19 protein-coding genes are annotated in these 17,414 nt (G+C 69.9%); 11 read left to right on the top strand and 8 right to left on the bottom strand.

Annotated features, from left to right (window positions below; translation table 11 throughout):
- Positions 1-106: 106 nt before the first annotated feature.
- Complete coding sequence (locus tag ABCR83_RS30370; protein ID WP_462698455.1) at positions 107-352, top strand: hypothetical protein; 246 nt, start codon at positions 107-109, stop codon at positions 350-352.
- A gap of 11 nt (positions 353-363) precedes the next feature.
- On the opposite strand, the gene ABCR83_RS30375 is transcribed toward ABCR83_RS30370, so the two are convergent.
- Positions 364-1,263, bottom strand: a complete 900-nt coding sequence (locus tag ABCR83_RS30375) for an aminoglycoside phosphotransferase family protein (RefSeq protein ID WP_462698456.1) — start codon at positions 1,261-1,263, stop codon at positions 364-366.
- Positions 1,264-1,642: 379 nt separating this feature from the next.
- Here ABCR83_RS30375 and ABCR83_RS30380 point away from each other — a divergent pair, with 379 nt between their 5' ends.
- Both ABCR83_RS30380 and ABCR83_RS30385 read left to right on the top strand, forming a co-directional pair.
- Positions 1,643-2,203 (top strand): hypothetical protein, encoded by a 561-nt coding sequence (locus ABCR83_RS30380; RefSeq protein ID WP_462698457.1) that lies wholly within the window; start codon positions 1,643-1,645, stop codon positions 2,201-2,203.
- A gap of 16 nt (positions 2,204-2,219) precedes the next feature.
- A complete protein-coding gene (locus ABCR83_RS30385) occupies positions 2,220-3,134 on the top strand; it encodes a hypothetical protein (RefSeq protein WP_462698458.1) in 915 nt (304 codons plus the stop codon).
- 67 nt (positions 3,135-3,201) lie between these two features.
- Here the strand turns inward: ABCR83_RS30385 and ABCR83_RS30390 are convergent, their stop codons facing one another.
- Together ABCR83_RS30390 and ABCR83_RS30395 are read right to left on the bottom strand one after the other, a co-directional pair.
- The gene (locus ABCR83_RS30390) at positions 3,202-3,930 is read right to left on the bottom strand and encodes an isocitrate lyase/PEP mutase family protein (RefSeq protein WP_462698459.1); all 729 of its coding nucleotides are present in this window, start codon (positions 3,928-3,930) and stop codon (positions 3,202-3,204) included.
- Complete coding sequence (locus ABCR83_RS30395; protein WP_462698460.1) at positions 3,927-4,397, bottom strand: carboxymuconolactone decarboxylase family protein; 471 nt, start codon at positions 4,395-4,397, stop codon at positions 3,927-3,929. Before ABCR83_RS30395 ends, ABCR83_RS30390 begins: the two co-directional genes overlap by 4 nt.
- 47 nt (positions 4,398-4,444) lie before the next feature.
- Between ABCR83_RS30395 and pdxR the strand changes: the two genes are divergently transcribed.
- Entirely contained in the window at positions 4,445-5,863 is a 1,419-nt protein-coding gene (gene pdxR / locus ABCR83_RS30400; RefSeq protein ID WP_462698461.1) for a MocR-like pyridoxine biosynthesis transcription factor PdxR, read from the top strand.
- Positions 5,864-5,914: 51 nt separating this feature from the next.
- Here the strand turns inward: pdxR and ABCR83_RS30405 are convergent, their stop codons facing one another.
- Positions 5,915-6,751, bottom strand: a complete 837-nt coding sequence (locus ABCR83_RS30405; RefSeq protein ID WP_462698472.1) for a hypothetical protein — start codon at positions 6,749-6,751, stop codon at positions 5,915-5,917.
- Between the two features lie 83 nt (positions 6,752-6,834).
- Complete coding sequence (gene rocD / locus ABCR83_RS30410; protein WP_462698462.1) at positions 6,835-8,055, bottom strand: ornithine--oxo-acid transaminase; 1,221 nt, start codon at positions 8,053-8,055, stop codon at positions 6,835-6,837.
- 101 nt (positions 8,056-8,156) lie between these two features.
- Here rocD and trpS point away from each other — a divergent pair, with 101 nt between their 5' ends.
- The 3 genes from trpS (at position 8,157) to ABCR83_RS30425 (ending at position 10,960) form a co-directional block, all read left to right on the top strand.
- Positions 8,157-9,170, top strand: coding sequence for a tryptophan--tRNA ligase (gene trpS, locus ABCR83_RS30415; RefSeq protein WP_462698463.1), 1,014 nt, complete (start codon positions 8,157-8,159; stop codon positions 9,168-9,170).
- Positions 9,171-9,304: 134 nt separating this feature from the next.
- Positions 9,305-9,907, top strand: coding sequence for a 2'-5' RNA ligase family protein (locus ABCR83_RS30420; protein ID WP_462698464.1), 603 nt, complete (start codon positions 9,305-9,307; stop codon positions 9,905-9,907).
- Positions 9,908-9,982: 75 nt separating this feature from the next.
- A complete protein-coding gene (locus ABCR83_RS30425; RefSeq protein WP_462698465.1) occupies positions 9,983-10,960 on the top strand; it encodes a YihY/virulence factor BrkB family protein in 978 nt (325 codons plus the stop codon).
- Here ABCR83_RS30425 and ABCR83_RS30430 read toward each other — a convergent pair.
- Positions 10,863-12,272, bottom strand: coding sequence for a D-alanyl-D-alanine carboxypeptidase family protein (locus ABCR83_RS30430; protein ID WP_462698473.1), 1,410 nt, complete (start codon positions 12,270-12,272; stop codon positions 10,863-10,865). The genes ABCR83_RS30425 and ABCR83_RS30430 overlap by 98 nt on opposite strands.
- Positions 12,273-12,282: 10 nt before the next feature.
- On the opposite strand from ABCR83_RS30430, the gene ABCR83_RS30435 reads away from it, so the two are divergent.
- The gene (locus tag ABCR83_RS30435; RefSeq protein ID WP_462698466.1) at positions 12,283-12,564 is read left to right on the top strand and encodes an SCO4848 family membrane protein; all 282 of its coding nucleotides are present in this window, start codon (positions 12,283-12,285) and stop codon (positions 12,562-12,564) included.
- A gap of 189 nt (positions 12,565-12,753) precedes the next feature.
- On the opposite strand, the gene ABCR83_RS30440 is transcribed toward ABCR83_RS30435, so the two are convergent.
- Together ABCR83_RS30440 and ABCR83_RS30445 are read right to left on the bottom strand one after the other, a co-directional pair.
- Positions 12,754-13,776 carry a CU044_5270 family protein gene (locus tag ABCR83_RS30440; protein WP_462698467.1) on the bottom strand — a complete coding sequence of 341 codons (1,023 nt, stop codon included), beginning with the start codon at positions 13,774-13,776 and terminating at the stop codon, positions 12,754-12,756.
- Positions 13,773-14,366: an RNA polymerase sigma factor gene (locus ABCR83_RS30445; RefSeq protein ID WP_462698474.1), complete on the bottom strand. Its 594-nt coding sequence runs from the start codon at positions 14,364-14,366 to the stop codon at positions 13,773-13,775. Before ABCR83_RS30445 ends, ABCR83_RS30440 begins: the two co-directional genes overlap by 4 nt.
- A 310-nt stretch (positions 14,367-14,676) precedes the next feature.
- On the opposite strand from ABCR83_RS30445, the gene ABCR83_RS30450 reads away from it, so the two are divergent.
- From ABCR83_RS30450 to ABCR83_RS30460, 3 genes are read left to right on the top strand one after another with little or no spacing between them, the layout of a single operon-like run.
- Positions 14,677-16,251: an ABC transporter substrate-binding protein gene (locus ABCR83_RS30450; protein WP_462698468.1), complete on the top strand. Its 1,575-nt coding sequence runs from the start codon at positions 14,677-14,679 to the stop codon at positions 16,249-16,251.
- A 15-nt stretch (positions 16,252-16,266) separates the two neighbouring features.
- Positions 16,267-16,854 carry an RNA polymerase sigma factor gene (locus tag ABCR83_RS30455; protein WP_462698469.1) on the top strand — a complete coding sequence of 196 codons (588 nt, stop codon included), beginning with the start codon at positions 16,267-16,269 and terminating at the stop codon, positions 16,852-16,854.
- A complete protein-coding gene (locus ABCR83_RS30460; protein ID WP_462698471.1) occupies positions 16,851-17,363 on the top strand; it encodes a hypothetical protein in 513 nt (170 codons plus the stop codon). Before ABCR83_RS30455 ends, ABCR83_RS30460 begins: the two co-directional genes overlap by 4 nt.
- Positions 17,364-17,414 lie beyond the last annotated feature (51 nt).

A 17,414-nucleotide genomic window follows, 5' to 3' on the forward strand; every position in this document is an offset into this window, starting at 1 on the left:
CCGTGGAAACGTCACTGACCTGCGAAAAGACGCCAACTAGTTCAGTTAACGTGGCAAGCTCGATGCGGCCGCATATCGTACACGTGCTGCCTACATGGGGCGGGATGTGTACGGCTCGGACTGGTTGAAGGCCGCCGCTCTGCTGGAGACGATCGTGCGTCTGAAGCCCCTCGCGGACCACAACACGACATTCGCTTGGACTGCCGCCGAGATGTTTCTCGTCATCAACGGTCACCGTTTGAAGTGGAAGCCGGATGATGCCGCCACTCTCGTCGCCGAATCTGAATGCGGGATCATCAATGTCGTGCAGACGGCGGCGCGGCTGCGTGCCTGGACAGCCACTTCCCCGTAGCTGCACCTCCCTTAGGCCAGCACCCCCGCCACCTGCTCGTACGCCTGGATCATCCACTCGGGGCTGCCCTCGTCGCGGGCGCGGTGGGCGGACATCACCACGCGGAACTGGGCCCACCGGCGGCCGCGTTCGGGGTCGATCCCGGCGGCGTCGGCGAAGATCGCGAGTCGGCGCAGCAGTGCGGCCTTGAGGTCGGGTGCGGCCAGCAGGTCCTCGGCGCGGCTGCGCAGGATGGTGGAGCAGTCGTGGGCGGGGTCGCCGATGTGGCCCTTGGGGTCGATGGCGAGCCAGGGTTCGCGGGATGCGCGCAGCACATTGTGGGCGTGCAGGTCGCCGTGGAAGAGCGTGTCGGGCTGGTCGGGGCCCAGCTCGCGTACGGTCGCGAGGGCCGCGTCAAGCGCATACCCGGGCAGTGGATGCCCGAACCGGACGGCGTCCTTGCGGAGTTGCTCCTCCCACTCGACCAGGTGGTCGCGCAGCCGGGGCAGCCCCGGCGGGGCCGGTACGGCCAGCCGCCGGGCGAGTTCACCGGCGAGGGACATCATTTCGTCGGCGTCCTCGAGATCGGCGAGGGTGGCCGGTCCGGCCTGCTCCAGCAGCATGGCGAAGCGGTCGTCGTCCCGTTCCAGGAGCAACACCGCACCCTGGCCCGCCCAGTGCGCCAGTGCATCCGGCTCATGGACGTTGCCGGGGTGCGGGAAGGAGACCTTCAGCACGGCGGGCTCGCCGTCCGCACGGCGCACCGGAACCACGATGCCGACCTGCCCGTGGGCGACCGGGCCGATTCTCGCGCAGTCCCACTGCCGCAGCAGGTCGTCCACCAGGTCCGGCAGGGTGCTGAGCCAGGCGCGGCCCGACTCGCCCTCGCGATCGGTTGTGATGCGGGCAAAAGCCTCTGGTATCAGGTCCATTGGGGGACGCTACCAAGGCGGGAGTGCGGTTACCTCGGGTAGCGGACCGGTCCGGTCGGACCGTGGGCGTCCTGTCACCGGGACGGCGATTTTCAGCCAAGTCCAAGATGGTCGTACCTGTCGGTGCCAGTATGCGGCCAATCCCGGGCAGATGCGAGATTCTCAAGGCGACTATGTCAGGTCGGAGTTGACCGGCGATCCGCGCTGTGATCAGCGCTTCATGGCGGGTTCGACGGGGGTGTCGGCCCCGGTCGGGCGAGCGGGCGGCGGACGCTGTCGAGACGTCCGTTCCGGTACGAGGCGTGTGATCCGTTCCCGGGGTATGCGCGGCCGGTTCGAACCTGTTGGGAACCAGCCAGGATCATGAAGAATCCGCCGCATGAATGAACCCCTCGAAAAACAAAGAGGAAAACCCAGGGTGAAACGGCACGGAAAAGCAGGTGTGTTTGCCGCCGGCGCGGCCCTCGCGGCCGCCGCGGCATTCTCATCCGCCACTCCGGCAAGTGCGAACAGCGTCAGCTATGACTGGGATCTGTGCAGCTCCAATACCGGAGCCTGCTTCGGCCTCTTCTACTACGGACCGCAGAACAGCGGGGTGTTGTACAGCTCCTGCTTCCTCACGAACCGGACGATTCCCGACCACTGGGGCCGGACCGAGCACGGCCATACGACTCGCTATGAGTTCCGGAACCAGCCCGGTCATTCCGTCATCCATTTCCGGCTGGGCGTCGACACCAGGTGCTATCCGGATGCCTACGGAAGCGGTCAGCAGTTGGAGAATGCCGCAGCCGCGGTGGCGAACCAGGACTATGTGAACCACTCGGTCTTCTACAACTCCTACTACGAGGGGTATTTGGACACGATTCCCCCCGGATGGATCGGCAGGCTCATACCCGCCGTCCGGAACAACAATGCCTCCAGCCGGCGATGGGCGTGGTAGCGCAATGACCGATCGCATGACCACGAAGGTCGCTTCCGCGGTGCTCCTCGTCGGCGCCGTCGCCGGTCTCACCTGGTACGGCACCGACCACCTGCAGGGCCGTCCGGCCCCGGTGAACGTTGCCGCTCCGGTGCCGCTCAAGGCCAAGGCGCCGGACACCGCCATACGCAGCGGCCTGCTCAAGGACCACCGGCTGCCGGCCCAGCAGTACCTCGTCCCCTACGCGGATGCCGCCGCACAAAAGGCCGCCCAGCTGAAGTCGGTGCAGACGTGTATGGCCCGCTATGGGCTCACCTATGAACCGCCCGTCAAGCCTGGGGACTACCCGCCGCCCACAAACGACTCGGCGAATCTGGAACGGCGCTATGGTCTGGCGGACCGGGCGGCGGCCGAGCAGTGGGGATACGCCTTGCCCGACGACCCGGGTGAACCACCGCAATGGGAACCCGGCAGCGCCGTGCTGGACGCGCTGTACGGCAAGAACGACAAGGGGGAAGAGGTTCCGGCCGTCAATGGTCAGGACCTTCCCAAGGGCGGGTGCAACGCCGAGGCGAATGCGAGCGTCGGCCAGTACGACGAGAGCGTCGCAGCCGAAATCGGCGGCGAGAGCTTCACCCAGTCCATGAACGACCCGGACGTGCAGAATGCGTTCACCTCCTGGTCCTCGTGCATGAAGGACCAGGGCTACGACTACAAGACGCCATTCGACATCACTCGGGGCCCGAAGGAGGACGGCTGGGCCACCAGCCCGGAGACAAAGAAGATTGCCGTCGCCGAAGTCGACTGCAAACAATCAACGGGGTTGACCGATGTCTGGTTCAACACCGAATCCAGGATCCAGCGGCAACTGGTCGCGGCCAGGCAGCCGCAGTTGGACAGGGCCAGGACACACAACCAGGCCGTGGCCAAGCGGAGTCTGGCGCTCAGGTAGCAGTGGGACAGGGCAGCCGACCGGTGCGGTGTGACCGCCCGGTCGGCTCATTCTCGGCCCTTGACCGTCACTCTCCGCGCAGCTCCTTCGCGATGTCCGCCACGGCCGCCATCGTTCGCAGGTACTGCCCCGGCCCGAACGTCACCCGGGACGCGCCCAGTTGGCCCAGTTCGCGGGGCGAGGGGCCGCCGGGCAGGGCGAGGGCGTTGACCGGCAGGCCGGCCGCCGCGCCGATCTCCGCGAGGTGCTCCACCGGGGCGAAGATCGGGTAGACGCAGTCGGCGCCCGCCGCCGCGTACAGCCGGGCGCGCTCCAGCGCGGCCCGGGCCGCGTCCGGCACCTTGCGCAGGAAGGTGTCGATGCGGGCGTTGACGACCAGCGCATCGCCCGCCTCGGCCCGCACGGCGGCCAGCCAATCCGCGTGCGCGTGGGGGTCCTTGAGCTCGCCGGTGATCCGGTCGGTGTCCTCCAGGTTGCAGCCGACCGCGCCGGTGTCCAGCAGGCGGGCCACCAACTCGGCGGGCGCGAGCCCGTATCCGTCCTCGACATCGGCGGTCACCGGGACGTCCACCGCCCGGGCGATCCGGGCGACCGCCGCGAACATCTCGCCGGGGGGCAGGGCGCCGTCCGGGTATCCCAGCGACAGCGAGACGCCCTTGCTCGGGGTGGCCAGGGCCGGGAACCCGGCGTCGGCGAAGGCCCGGGCGCCGGCCGCGTCCCAGGGGTTGGGCAGGATCAGGGGGTCGTCGGGGGTGCGGCCGTGGTGCAGGGCGCGCAATGTCGCCGCGGCGGTCATCGCTGGTGACCCGGGGTCTTGCGGGTCGTCACGGCGAGCCGGTTCCAGGCGTTGATGGCGGCGATCGCCGAGATCAGTTGGGCGAGTTCCCGCTCCCCGAAGTGCCGGGCGGCGCGCTCATAGACCTCGTCGGGGACGAAGCCGTCGGTCAGAACGGTGACCGCCTCGGCGAGGGCGAGGGCCGCCCGTTCCTTCTCGGTGTAGTAGCCCTCGGCCTCCCGCCAGGCGTTGAGGAGGTGGATGCGCTCCTCGGTCTCACCCGCCTTGCGGGCGTCCTTGATGTGCAGGTCGATGCAGAAGGCACAGTGATTGATCTGCGAGGCGCGGATCTTCACCAGGTCGGAGATCGTCGGGTCGATGTCCTGGCAGACGGCCCGCTCCAGGGCGAACATCGCCTGGTAGACCTCGGGGGAGAGTTTGCTGACGTTGATCCGGGGGTGGTCGCCGGGCGTCGGGTTCGTCGTCATGACTCCGACCCTAGGAGCCCGGTAGCCCATGGGTATGGTCCACTTCCATGAAGGAATCGTGGGCTACTTCGAGCCGGGTCGCCGGTGCCGATCTGCATCTCGACCTGACCGGCCCGGGCGGGATGCGCGCCGCGCTCATCAAGGCACTGCGCGACGCGGTGCGGTCCGGCCGGCTCGCCCCCGGAACCCGGCTGCCCTCCTCCCGCTCCCTCGCCATCGATCTGGGGCTGGCCCGCAACACCGTGGCCGATGCCTATGGCGAGCTGGTCGCCGAAGGCTGGCTGACCGCCCGGCAGGGCTCCGGCACCCGGGTCGCCTCGCTCCCCGCCCCGCGGCCGCCGGGGCGGGGGCCCCGGCCCGTACCCGCCACCAGGCCCGCCTACGACCTGCGCCCCGGCGCCCCCGATGTGTCCGCCTTCCCGCGCGCCGCCTGGCTGTCGGCCGCCCGCCGCGCCCTGACCGCCGCCCCGAACACGGCCTTCGGCTACGAACGCGGGGGCGGCCGCCCGGAACTCCGGGCCGCCCTCGCGGACTACCTGGCCCGGGCGCGCGGGGTGCGCGCGGACCCCGAACGGATCGTCCTCTGCGCCGGCTTCGCACAGGGTCTGGCCATGCTGGGGCGGGTGCTGCGGAGGCGTGGCGCGCAGGAGACGGGAGTCGAGGGGTACGGCCTGTGGCACCACCGCGAGACCCTGGAGCGGGAGGGGCTGCGGACGATTCCGCTGCCGCTGGACGAACACGGCGCGCGGGTGGCCGAGTTGGCCGGTCACCAGGGGCTGCGCACCGTACTGCTCACCCCCTCCCACCAGTTCCCCACCGGCGTCCCGCTGCACCCGGACCGGCGGGCCGCCGTGGTGGAGTGGGCGTCCCGGGTGGACGGGCTGATCCTGGAGGACGACTACGACGGCGAGTTCCGCTACGACCGCCAGCCGGTCGGTGCCCTGCAGGGCCTGGCGCCGGAACACGTCGTCCACTGCGGCACGGTGAGCAAGTCGCTGGCGCCCGGGTTGCGGATGGGCTGGCTGGTGCTGCCGGAGCATCTGGTCGACGAGGTGCTCGCCGTCAAGGACACGGGGGAGTGGGGCGGTAGCGCGCTGGACCAGCTCACGCTGGCGGAGTTCATCAACTCCGGCGCGTACGACCGGCATGTGCGCTCCATGCGGCTGCGCTACCGGCGGCGCCGGGACCACCTGGTGGCCGCGCTCGCCGAGCGGGCGCCGCACCTCAAGGTCACCGGCATCGCGGCCGGGCTGCACGCGGTGCTGGAACTCCCGCCCGGCGGCGAGCGGGTCGCGGTACGGGCGGCCGCCTGGCGGGGGCTGGCCCTGGAAGGGCTGAACGCCTACCGGCGGGGGAACGAGGCCGGGGGCGCGGAGGGATTGATCGTCGCCTATGGGACGCCGCCGGAGCACGCGTTCTCCGGAGCGCTGGAGACCCTGCTGGAGGTACTGCCGCCCGCGCTTTAGGAGGTGTCCGGTGGGTGTCCGCTGGGTGTCCGGTGGGTCTCCGGACGGGCTTTACGAACCCGGCCGGACCGGCTCCGGCGCCTCGCCGAAGCGGGCCAGTGCCAGGGCGCCCAGGATCGCGAGGGCGAAGCCCGCCATGGCCAGCGGTGCCAGCCCGGGGCGGGTGCGGTCGCCGAGCCAGGCCACGCCGACCAGCGCGGGGCCCAGGGTTTCGCCGAGCACCATCCCGGCGGTCGCGGCCGTCACCGAGCCGCGCTGGAGGGCCGAGGTGAGCAGCAGGAACGCCGCGCCGCCGCCGAGCAGCAGGGCGTAGGAGGCGGGGTTGGCCAGCACCGCGCCCGGTGAGAGGTGGTCGATGAGCCGTACCGCCACCTCCACCACACCGAACCCCAGGCCCGCGCCCAGCCCCAGGGCCGCCGCCCGGGCCCGGCCCGGCAGCCGCCCGGCCGCCGCGCCGGCCGCCGGCACCCCGGCCGCCACACACAGCACACCGATGCGCAGCGCCATGGAGCCGGTACGGTCCCCCTCGGCCCCGGAGGACAGGCCGAGCAACGCCAGCCCACCGCAGACCACCCCCACCGCCGCCCACTCCACCCCGCTCAGCCGCACCCGCAGCACCCGCGCCGCGACCACCGCCGTCACCGCGAGGCTCGCGGCGAGCGCGGCGCCCACCGCATAGATCGGCAGTGAGCGCAGCGCCACCAACTCCAGCAGAAAGCCCAGCCCATCGAGCGCCAGCCCCGCCACATAGCGCCACTGCCGCGCCGCCCGTACCAGCAGTACCGGGTCAACTCCCGATCCGCTGCCGGGCGCGGCGGCCCGGGCGGCCACCGCCTGCAGGACGGAGGCGGTACCGAAACAGACGGCCGAACCGAGTGCGCAGAGCATGCCCAGAATCACGGTCCGACTGTAGGCCGTGTCCGATGGCACGCCCCAGGGCGTGTCCGATGGGCCGGCACGGGCCCCGCGGGTCAGTCCGCCAGCACCGCCCGCAGCTGGTCCAGCCCCCAGTCCAGGTCCTCCTTGCTGATCACCAGCGGCGGGGCGAGGCGGATCGTCGCACCATGGGTGTCCTTGACCAGCACCCCGCGCTCCAGCAGCCGCTCGGAGATCTCGCGCCCGGTGCCATGGGCCGGGGCGATGTCGACCCCCGCCCACAGGCCGCGGCCGCGGACCGCGTCGACCGCGCCACCGGTCGCCAGCAGGCCCAGCTCATGGTGGAGGTGCTCGCCCAGCTCGGTGGCCCGCTGCTGGTACTCACCCGTTCTGAGGATGGCGATCACCTCCAGGGCCACCGCACAGGCGAGCGGGTTGCCGCCGAAGGTCGAGCCGTGTTCGCCGGGCCGGTAGACGCCGAGCACCTCGCGGGAGGAGACCACCGCCGAGACCGGGACCACCCCGCCGCCCAGGGCCTTGCCCAGCACGTACATGTCCGGGACGACATTCTCGTGCTCACAGGCGAAGGTCCGGCCGGTGCGCCCCAGCCCGGACTGGATCTCATCCGCGATGAAGAGCACATTCCGCTCGGCGGTCAGCCGCCGTACACCCGGCAGATAGCCGTCCGGCGGCACCAGCACCCCCGCCTCGCCCTGGATCGGCTCCAGCAGCACGGCAACCGTGTGCTCGTCGACGGCGGCCTCCAGGGCGGCCAGATCGCCATAGGGGACGATCTCGAAACCGGGGGTGTACGGGCCGAAGTCCGCGCGGGCCTCCGGGTCGGTGGAGAAGCTGACGATGGTGGTCGTCCGGCCGTGGAAGTTGTTGTCGGCGACGACGATCTTCGCCTTGCCGTCCGGCACCCCCTTGACCCGGTAACCCCATTTGCGCGCGGTCTTGACGGCCGTCTCGACGGCCTCCGCACCGGTGTTCATCGGCAGCACCATCTCCATGCCGCACAGCGCGGCGAGCTCGGTACAGAAGTCCGCGAAGCGATCGTGGTGAAAGGCGCGCGAGGTGAGGGTGACCCGGTCCAGCTGCGCCTTGGCCGCGTTGATCAAACGGGCGTTGCCGTGGCCGAAGTTGAGCGCCGAGTAGCCGGCCAGCATGTCGAGGTAGCGGCGCCCCTCGACATCGGTCATCCACGCTCCCTCGGCACTGGCCACCACGACCGGCAGGGGATGGTAGTTGTGCGCGCTATGCGCTTCGGCGGCGGCGATGCTGCGATCCGTGGGAGTGGATGGCGTAGTGGTCAACGTGCTCTCCGTTCAAGGTCGGCGCATGCTGTTGACGCCTTTCTAACACCACCGCCGCATGGCCGGACCGAGTCGGTCACAGCACCTGAGAGAATGAGTGCATGGCCCTTGATCGTCCGCGTGCACTGTCCGGTATCCAGCCCACCGCCGGTTCCTTCCATCTGGGGAACTACCTCGGCGCCGTCCGGCGCTGGGTGGCGCTGCAGGAGACCCATGACGCGTTCTACACGGTTGTCGATCTGCACGCGATCACCGTGCCGCAGGACCCCGAGGAGCTGCGCGCCAACACCCGCTTCGCCGCCGCCCAGCTGCTGGCCGCGGGCCTCGACCCGGAGCGCTGCACGCTGTTCGTCCAGAGCCATGTCCCCGAGCACGCCCAGCTCGGCTGGGTGATGAACTGCCTCACCGGCTTCGGCGAGGCCTCCCGGATGACCCAGTTCAAGGACAAGTCGGCCAAGCAGGGCGCCGACCGCACCACCGTCGGCCTGTTCACCTACCCGGTCCTCCAGGTCGCCGACATCCTGCTCTACCAGGCCGACGCCGTCCCCGTCGGGGAGGACCAGCGCCAGCACATCGAGCTCACCCGCGACCTCGCCGAGCGCTTCAACACCCGCTTCGGCCAGACCTTCACCCTGCCCGCCGCGCATATCGTCCGCGAGACCGCGAAGATCTACGACCTGCAGGACCCGACGGCCAAGATGAGCAAGTCGGCCTCGTCCGCCAAGGGCCTGATCAACCTCCTCGACGAGCCCAAGGTCTCCGCGAAGAAGATCAAGAGCGCGGTCACCGACACCGACACGGTGATCCGCTTCGACCAGGAGAAGAAGCCCGGCGTCAGCAACCTCCTCACCATCTACTCCACGCTCACCGGTACCGGAATCGCGGAACTTGAGCAAAAGTACGAGGGCAAGGGCTACGGTGCGCTCAAGACCGACCTCGCCGACGTGATGGTGGAATGGGTGACCCCCTTCCGCGACCGCACGCTGGAATATCTGGACGACCCGGAGACGCTGGACTCGATCCTGGCCAAGGGCGCCGAGAAGGCCCGCGCCGTCGCGGCCGAAACCCTGGCCCAGGCGTACGACCGGGTGGGCTTCCTGCCCGCCAAACACTGACCCGCCGGACGAGCGGAACGGCGCGGGGCATCCTGGGTCCGCTGCGCCGCAGGCCAGAAGATCTGGCAGGGTGCCCGGCGCAGCCGCCACACTGACCACGGGGACATACACAGGCGCACAGGAGGGAGAACGCGATGGGGACCGTAACGCTCGGCGTTTCGATCGCGGTCCCGGAGCCTTATGGCAGCTTCCTCCAGAAGCGCCGCGAGGGCTTCGGAGACCCGCACGCCCACGGCATCCCCACGCATGTCACCCTGCTGCCGCCGACCGAGGTGGCGGCCGGCACGCTGCCCGCCGTCGAGGCCCACCTCGCCGAGGTGGCGGCCCGGGGCCGGCCGTTCGGCATGCGGCTGTCCGGTACGGGCACCTTCCGGCCCCTGTCACCGGTGGTCTTCGTCAATGTGGTGGAGGGCTCCGCCGCCTGCGCCTGGCTCCAGAAGCGGGTTCGGGACGCCTCCGGGCCGCTGGCCCGGGAGCTGCAGTTCCCCTACCACCCGCATGTCACCGTCGCCCATGGCATCGCCGAGGAGGCGATGGACCGGGCATACGCCGAGCTGGCGGACTACGAGGCCGCCTGGACGACGGACGGCTTCGCGCTGTACGAGCAGGGAGAGGACGGTATCTGGCGCCTTGAGCGCGACTTTCCCTTTGGGGCGGACGTGACCCCGGCGGCGGTACCACCCACGCGGCTGCCCCGCCAGACAGGGGCCTTCCCCCAGCCGCACCCCCTCCCCTGAGGGGTCCCGGCCTCCCCTGGGGGATCCCGGCCGGAGGCCGGGGAACCACCGCCCCGGACTGGGTAGACGTGCATCGTGAACCGGCTCACCCGCCTCCCCCTGATCGGTCCCCCGGCCGCCCGGCTGATGCGCACCCACGCCTGGCACTCCTACCGGACGCTCGTCCGTGTGAAATGGACCCGGCTCGCCGCCGCGATCACCTTCACCAGCTTTGTCGCCCTCTTCCCCCTGCTCACCCTGGGTGCGGCGATCACCGCGGCCATACTCAGCCAACAGCGAGTGCGCGAGCTGGAGCACCGGATCGCCGAGCAGGTGCCCGGCATCTCCGGCAGCCTCGACCTGAGCACCCTGGTCGACAACGCGGGCACGGTCGGGATCGTGGCCGGGGCGCTGCTGCTGTTCACCGGCATCGGCTGGGTCGGCTCGCTCCGCGAGTGCCTGCGCGCGGTGTGGGAGCTGGAGGAGAGCCCCGGCAACCCGGTCCTGCTGCGCCTGAAGGACACGGCGGTGCTGATCGGCCTGGGCGGTGTCCTGCTGGTGTCCCTGGGCTGCTCGGTCTTCGCCTCGGCGGCGGTCGGCTGGGCGGCGGGCAAGGCCGGACTGCCCTCGGGCGGGGCCGGCGGCGCGCTGCTGTCGGTGGCCGGGTTCTGTGTGGCCGTCCTCGCGGACTTCCTGCTGATGCTGTACGTCCTGACCCGGCTGCCCGATGTGCACCCCGCCCCCCGCCGGCTGGCCGTCGCCGCGCTGACCGGCGCGGTCGGCCTCGAGGTGCTCAAGCTGGTGCTGAACGGCTATCTCAGCGGCGTGGCGGCCAAGAGCATGTACGGCGCCTTCGGCACGCCCATCGCGCTGCTGCTGTGGATCAACTTCATGGCGAAGCTGGTCCTCTACTGTGCCGCGTGGACGGCCACGCGGCACACCGAAGAGCCCGCTGCTACCGGCGAGGACGGCGCTGCTACCGGCGAGGACGGCGCCGCACCAGCTCCGGAAGCGGCCACCGGCGGTGCACCACAAACGCCGCCGCCGCCAGCGCCACCAGCGCCCCGGCCGTGATCCCGACGGCCGTCCACATCCCGCCACCGCCGCCCGAGCCGGAGACGGAGGCCTGGGTGGAGTCCCCGCCCTGGCCGCCACCGGCCTTGTCGCCGCCCTTGTCGGTGTCGTTCAGCGGGGGGACCAGCATGCCGACCGGCTTGACATGGCCCGCCGCCTCAAAGCCCCAGTCCAGCAGGCGGGCGCTCTCCTTGTAGACCTCATTGGGCTCCTTGGTCTCCGGGTTCATCACCGTGACCAGCAGCTTCTTGCCGTCGTGCTGGGCGACCCCGGTGAAGGTGTTCCCGGCGTTGGTGGTGGAGCCGTTCTTCACCCCCGCGATGCCCTTGTAGACGGGCACCCCGGTGCCGGTCAGCAGCCGGTTGGTGTTCTGGATGCCGAAGGTCTCGCGCTTCTTGCCCTTCTTCTCCTCGCCCGGGAACTGGGCGCTGGCCGTGGAGCAGTACTCCCGGAAGTCCGCCTTCTGCAGCCCCGAACGGGCGAACAGCGTCAGGTCGTAGGCGCTGGACACCTGGCCGTCCGCGTCATAGCCGTCCGGCGTGATGACGTGGGTGTCGTTGGCCTGCAGCTGCTCCGCGTGCGCCTGCATGTCCTTGACGGTCTGGGCGACGCCGCCGTTCATCGAGGACAGTACGTGCACCGCGTCGTTGCCCGAGCGAAGGAAGACCCCGAGCCAGAGGTCGTGCACGGAGTAGGCCGAGTCCTCCTTGATCCCCACCTGGCTGCTGCCCTCGCCCATGCCCGCCAGGTCCGAGGGCGCCACCTTGTGTTCCTGGGTCTTGGGGAACTTCGGCAGCACCGTGTCGGCGAAGAGCATCTTCAGGGTGGAGGCGGGCGGCAGTTTCCAGTGCGCGTTCTTGGCCGCCAGCACCTCCCCCGACTCCGCGTCCGCGATCAGCCAGGAATCCCCGCTGAGCTCCTTGGGCAGCGCGGGCGCCCCCGGGGTCAGCTGCACCTGCGGGCCCGGCTTGCCGAGCAGCTCCCCGCCCACCGTCGACATCTGCGCGGGCGGCCGCTTGGCCGGCGGCTTGCCCTTGCCGTCATTGGCGCCGTGCGAGGGCTTGGGATGCGGCGTCGCGAACGCGGGCGCGCCGAGGGCCGGCGGGAGCAGCAGCACCCCGGTGGCGGCCAGCAGCGCGGCTCCGCGGCCGCGTGCCGGGGCGTATCGCGGGCGGGGCGGGGTCAGCGTCGATGTCGGTGTCGGTGTCGGCACGGGGGTGAACGTACCTTCCCGCCCGCCGGGCGCGGCCGCCCCGGTGGCGCGGTCCTGCCCCGAGGACCCGATAGGACCAGCGGGGGAGGCGGATCGCATACTGAAACCCATGGTGAATTCTTCCGGGGACGCTGCCCCTCGAACCCCTGCGACCCTCTCGCGCCCCGTGTCCTGGTTCCTGCTCGCCTTCGGCGGATGGAGCTGGCTCATTTGGATCACTTTCGCAAAGAATTTGTGGAAGGACGGCAGCGGGCTCGCCTTTGACGACGCGGGCGATCCGACCGCCTACTTCTGGGTCCACCTGGCACTCGCGATCACCTCGTTTCTTCTGGGGACGGCTGTCGGCCTCATCGGGTTGCGTGGTGTACGAGCGTTGCGGCGCAGTTCATAGCACCCTCCGCGCGCTCCGTTGAGCCTTTCCCGGTCGCAGGACGCACTTAGCCGTCCGGTCACAGAAGCCGGTCGGTTGGCCGATCGTGGTGCGTGCAGATGTTCGGGTGGATGGGATGTGCAACGCCGCCGCACCGATGGGTCGGCACGGCGGCGATGGATTGCGGGCGGGCGGTTGGGTGGTGGCCGGCTATGTGGTGCCCTGCTCACCGCTGTTGGGCTGTGAGCCTTGGGCGGGCTGCTGGCCGGGCTTGTCGACAACGCCCCGGGTGGTGATGGCGGTGATGGTGTCGACATCGCCCTTCTTGGCGTGGGGGCCGTCGGCCGTCGAGACGGCGCGCGAGCCGAGGAGTTCATAGGTGCGCTTGTCGAAGATCCACTCGATGCGCCGGTTGTCGCTCGTATAGGCGATGGCAACCCCATGGCGACCTATTGCGTCGGTCTCGTCCTTGATCAAGGTCACATTGGGGATCTTCGCCATGGCCTGATAGATGGCCGCACCGAGCTTCGGAGGCACGGGGTTCATCTCGAGCATGGAGCCCATGTGGTCGAACGCCACGTCGTCCGGACGTACTTCGTAGCTGCCGCTGTCGTCGGCGTAGAACAGCTTGAGCAACTCGTCGGGGTCGGTGGGGAGAGTGGTCAGGTAGCGGTAGTCGGGGTTGTCCAGATTCGGCTTCGGGCTCTTATAAGCTTCCCTTTTCGGCGAGGGTATGCCGATGACAGACCAGCCATCCGGCCTCTCTGTCAGGCTGTCACGGGAGCCGTTGACGGACTTCCACATCCGCTCTGTGAGGAGTGAGCCCAGGGGCTTGCCGGCGACCAGGGGGAATCTCATCTTTATCTCGGTGTAGGCGAACTGGTCGTCGCGAACCGACACCTCGGGCTTGCGGGCCGCGACCGTGGCGATGTGATTCAGCAATTGCACCGCCTGCTCGGAGGCCGTGGGCGCACGCCGGGAATCGTCCGGCAGGCCCGCGAAGACGGCCGCCGTGACGGCCATGGCAGCGGCGGCGGTGCCGACCAGCAGGCGTCGGCGGGTCCGTGCCCGTGGGGTGATGGCGGGGGCGGTGGCCGGCTCGATCGCCCGCATCAGGTGCTCCTTGAGGAGGCGATGCTGGTCCCCGGGCAGGTCCCGCTCGGCGGGGACCGCCAGCAGTCGGGCCAGCTCCGCGCGCTCGACCGGGTTGGGTGTGGATGGCTTGCCGCTCATCGGGCTTCCTCCTGGGTGGTCCAGGCCGCGGGAATGCGGCCACCTGCTGCCTGTTCGCGGCTGACTTCCGGGTTCCCGAGCTTGCGGAGTTTCTTTCTGGCCCGGGAAAGCCGGGAACGGACCGTGCCGATCGGAATATCCAGCGCCTGCGCGGCCGCGGCGTAGTCCAGTTCGGACCAGATGCACAGGGCCACCACTTCCCGCTCGGCGCGGCGCAGTGTGCCCAAGGCGGCCTGGAGGGAGGCTATTTGCTCGGCGTCGTCGATACGGGTGACCAGGTCGTCGGCGAAGTCCGGCATTACCTCGCCGCGGGGCAGTCTTGCCACGGCCGCCTCATGACGGCGGCCGGCCCGGCGGGTGTTCCGGGCGACATTGGTGGCGATTCCGAGCAGCCAGGGCCGGAGTGAGTCACCCTCCGGGTCGACACGGGTGTGCACCCGCCATGCCTCGAGGAAGGTCAGCGCGACGATGTCCTCGGCGGTGGACCAGTTTCCGGTCAGCCGGAACGCATGGTTGTAGACCGCTCTTGCGTAGTCATCGAAGAGGGACCCGAACGCGTCGGGGTCCCCGGCCCGTATTCGGGCGCGCATATTTGTGTCCACGACAAGGGACTGTCCGGTGCGGCCGGGTGAGTTCCGACCGTCTGCTGCTGGATCCACTTGAGTACTCGCGATCGCCTCGTTTCTTCCGGGGACGACTGTCGGCCTCATCGGGTTGAGTGGTCTACGAGCGGTGCGGCGCAGCTCATAGTGCCTCCCCGCGGCGCCTCTTCCGGCGCTCCCCGCGATCCCGTTCCGATAGCGCTTCGGCCACAGAAGCCGATCACTTGGCCGATTTCCGAGACGTACGCGCGTTCGTGTGTTTAGGTGAGGCTCATCACTGGGTGGAGGAGACACGGCAATGCGTGGGGTCCGGAGCTGGAACCGGGGAACGGGCGCGGCGGGCACTGCGATGGTGCTGCTGCTGGGTATGGGGACCGCGGGCTGCTCGCTCTTCTCGTCCGATGGCAAGGACGGCAAGCCCATTACCGTCGGTACCACCGCCACGGTCAGCCATCTCGACCCCGCGGGTGCCTATGACACCGGCTCCTGGTCGCTGTACGGCAATGTCTATCAATCGCTGATGACCTTCGCGCCGGGCGGCGCGACCCCGGTCCCGGACGCGGCCAAAAGCTGCGGCTTCAAGGACGGCGGCATGCGCGTCTATACGTGCAAGCTCCGCTCGGGCCTGAAGTTCGCCAATGGGCATGCGCTGACCGTCAAGGACGTCAAGTTCTCCTTCGAACGCGTCAAGCGCATCAACTCCCCCCAGGGGGCCGCGGTTCTGCTGCAGACCCTGCAGTCCGTGGAGACCAGCGGGGACGACGAGGTGGTCTTCCGGCTGGGCAGCTCGGACGCCACCTTCCCGTTCAAGGTCGCCTCGGGTGTGGGCTCCATCGTGGACAGCACCCGCTACCCGGCGGACAAGCTGCGAGAGGGCGGTGAGGTGGACGGCTCCGGGCCGTACCAGCTCAAGCGCTTCCAGAAGGGCTCGCTCGCGGAGCTGACCCCCAATGACCACTACCATGGCGCGATCAAGAGCGTTGGCGGGCCGGTGACCGTCAAGTACTTCTCGGATCCGCAGAGTTTGAGCGACAGCTGGGACAAGCGCGCCGTCGATGTCGTCAACCGGGACATGCCGCCCGCCAAGATCGCCAAGCTGTCGGCCTCCAATAGCGATGAGCGGGTGATCGAGAGCTCCGCCCCGTCCATCCGCTCGATGATCTTCAATATGCGCAAGGACTCCCCGCTCAAGGAGGTGGCGGTCCGTCAGGCGATCGCCAACCTCATCGACCGGCCGGGCCTCGCCCGCGATGTCCACAGCCGCACGGTCGAACCCCTCTACTCCCTGATCCCACAGGGCTTCGCCGGGCACACCACTCCCTTCTTTGACCTCTACCCCAAGCCCGACCCGGACCGGGCCCGCCAGCTGCTCCAGCGCGCCGGGGTGAGCACGCCCGTCCACTTTGCCCTCGCCTACTCCCAGGGCGCCGCGACCAAGGAGGAAGCGGCGCTGCTGAAGAAGCAGTTGGAGTCCTCGGGGCTGTTCACGGTGGATGCGAAGTATGTGGAGTGGCAGGAGTTCCAGGAGGGTTACGCCAAGGGCGCCTATGACGCCTACTGCCTGAGCTGGTTCGCCGACTACCCCGACCCGGACACCTTCACCAGCCCCCTGGTCAGCACGGACAACACCATCCACTCCGGCTACTCCAACAGCCGGGTGGACAAGCTCATCCGCGCGGCACAGCTGACCACCAGCCGGGTCCAGGGGACGGAGGAGTTCCGTACCATCCAGAAGATCGTCGCCGAGGATGTGCCGATGATCCCGCTGTGGCAGAAGAAGGACTATGTGCTCACCAAGCCGTCCATCTCCGGCGGGCAGTACCTGACGGACGGCACCGGGCTATGGCGGCTGTGGCGCCTGGGGCGGATCTAGGACGGTCGGTTCACCGTGCCCGACGACCCTGACGGTCCCGACGTCCCCGACGTCCCCGACGTCCCCGACGTCCCCGACGACGAAGCGCCATGGGTCGCCGCGGCCGGGCTGGTCCGGGCCGCGCGGGACGGCGACGCACTGGCCATGGACGAACTGCTGGCCCTGGTCACGCCCTATGTGGCGCGGCTGTGCCGGCCGATCGCTCCGGCCGACAGCGCGGACGCCGTCCAGGAATCCCTGTTGGTGATCTTCCGGGGACTGCGGGGACTGCGGGACCCCCAGGCCTTCTACGGCTGGGTGCGCACCGTCACCGTACGGGAGGCGGTGCGCGTGGCGCGGCGCACCGCTGTCGAGCAGCCCGCCGACCCCGATGACCTCGCGCGGCTGGGCGGACGGCTGTCCGGGGACGGCGGGGAACTGGCCGTGGAGGTACGGGATGTGCTCGCCCGGCTGTCGGTCCAGCAGCGAGCGATACTGGTGTTGCGCGAGCTGGAAGGGCTTGACGAACGTGCCGCGGCCCGGCTGCTCGGTATCGCCCCCGGCACCGTCAAGTCCCGGCTGCACCGGGCCCGTTCCTCGTTCCGAAAGGCATGGACCCGATGAGCGCCGACCCGATGAACGTGGACCCGATGAACGTGGACCCGATGGGCAGTGACCCGATGGGCACTGACCCGGTGGCACGGCTGCGCATCATGGCCGCGGGACTGCACGCCGCGCTCCATGCCGAGGAGTGGATCGACCTGCCGTATGAGCGGGTGTGGGCGGTCGCCGCGGACCTGGAGGGCGAACTGCCCCAGCTGGTCCCATTCCTGCGGCAGTTCCGGGTCCCGCCGGGCGACAGCCCCCGCAAGCGTGCCCTCGCGAGGGGAGTGCTCGGCATCCGTGACACCTTCGAGGTGCGGCTGGCCCCGGGCTGGTGCCTGATGCAGTCGCGCCTGGTGGTCGGCGGCATGGCCGCCGTACCAGAGGGCAGCGGCACCCGCTTCGCGATGCTCGGCGCGGTGCGGCCCACCGCCCTGGGGCCGGTCCAGCGGGGCTACGGGCGGCTGTTCGGGGCGCGGCGCGGCCGCGCCTTCGTCCACGCGGTCGCCCGGCGGGCGGCCCTGCGCTAGATGACTGATGCCAAGGGGTTCAGTGGTCGTACGCGGTGAGGGAGCGCATGA

It is taken from the genome of Streptomyces xingningensis (genome assembly GCF_054957865.1).

Bases quoted from the DNA above. Each gene is read 5' to 3' on its own strand.
- pdxR (WP_462698461.1), top strand. From the start codon at position 4,445: ATGAAGGAATCGTGGGCTACTTCGAGCCGGGTCGCCGGTGCCGATCTG.
- ABCR83_RS30420 (WP_462698464.1), top strand. From the start codon at position 9,305: ATGGGGACCGTAACGCTCGGCGTTTCGATCGCGGTCCCGGAGCCTTAT.
- ABCR83_RS30450 (WP_462698468.1), top strand. From the start codon at position 14,677: ATGCGTGGGGTCCGGAGCTGGAACCGGGGAACGGGCGCGGCGGGCACT.
- ABCR83_RS30375 (WP_462698456.1), bottom strand. From the start codon at position 1,263: ATGGACCTGATACCAGAGGCTTTTGCCCGCATCACAACCGATCGCGAG.
- ABCR83_RS30380 (WP_462698457.1), top strand. From the start codon at position 1,643: ATGAATGAACCCCTCGAAAAACAAAGAGGAAAACCCAGGGTGAAACGG.
- ABCR83_RS30390 (WP_462698459.1), bottom strand. From the start codon at position 3,930: ATGACCGCCGCGGCGACATTGCGCGCCCTGCACCACGGCCGCACCCCC.
- ABCR83_RS30435 (WP_462698466.1), top strand. From the start codon at position 12,283: ATGGTGAATTCTTCCGGGGACGCTGCCCCTCGAACCCCTGCGACCCTC.
- ABCR83_RS30440 (WP_462698467.1), bottom strand. From the start codon at position 13,776: ATGAGCGGCAAGCCATCCACACCCAACCCGGTCGAGCGCGCGGAGCTG.
- trpS (WP_462698463.1), top strand. From the start codon at position 8,157: ATGGCCCTTGATCGTCCGCGTGCACTGTCCGGTATCCAGCCCACCGCC.
- ABCR83_RS30405 (WP_462698472.1), bottom strand. From the start codon at position 6,751: ATGCTCTGCGCACTCGGTTCGGCCGTCTGTTTCGGTACCGCCTCCGTC.
- ABCR83_RS30445 (WP_462698474.1), bottom strand. From the start codon at position 14,366: ATGCGCGCCCGAATACGGGCCGGGGACCCCGACGCGTTCGGGTCCCTC.
- ABCR83_RS30385 (WP_462698458.1), top strand. From the start codon at position 2,220: ATGACCACGAAGGTCGCTTCCGCGGTGCTCCTCGTCGGCGCCGTCGCC.
- ABCR83_RS30460 (WP_462698471.1), top strand. From the start codon at position 16,851: ATGAGCGCCGACCCGATGAACGTGGACCCGATGAACGTGGACCCGATG.
- ABCR83_RS30395 (WP_462698460.1), bottom strand. From the start codon at position 4,397: ATGACGACGAACCCGACGCCCGGCGACCACCCCCGGATCAACGTCAGC.
- ABCR83_RS30430 (WP_462698473.1), bottom strand. From the start codon at position 12,272: ATGCGATCCGCCTCCCCCGCTGGTCCTATCGGGTCCTCGGGGCAGGAC.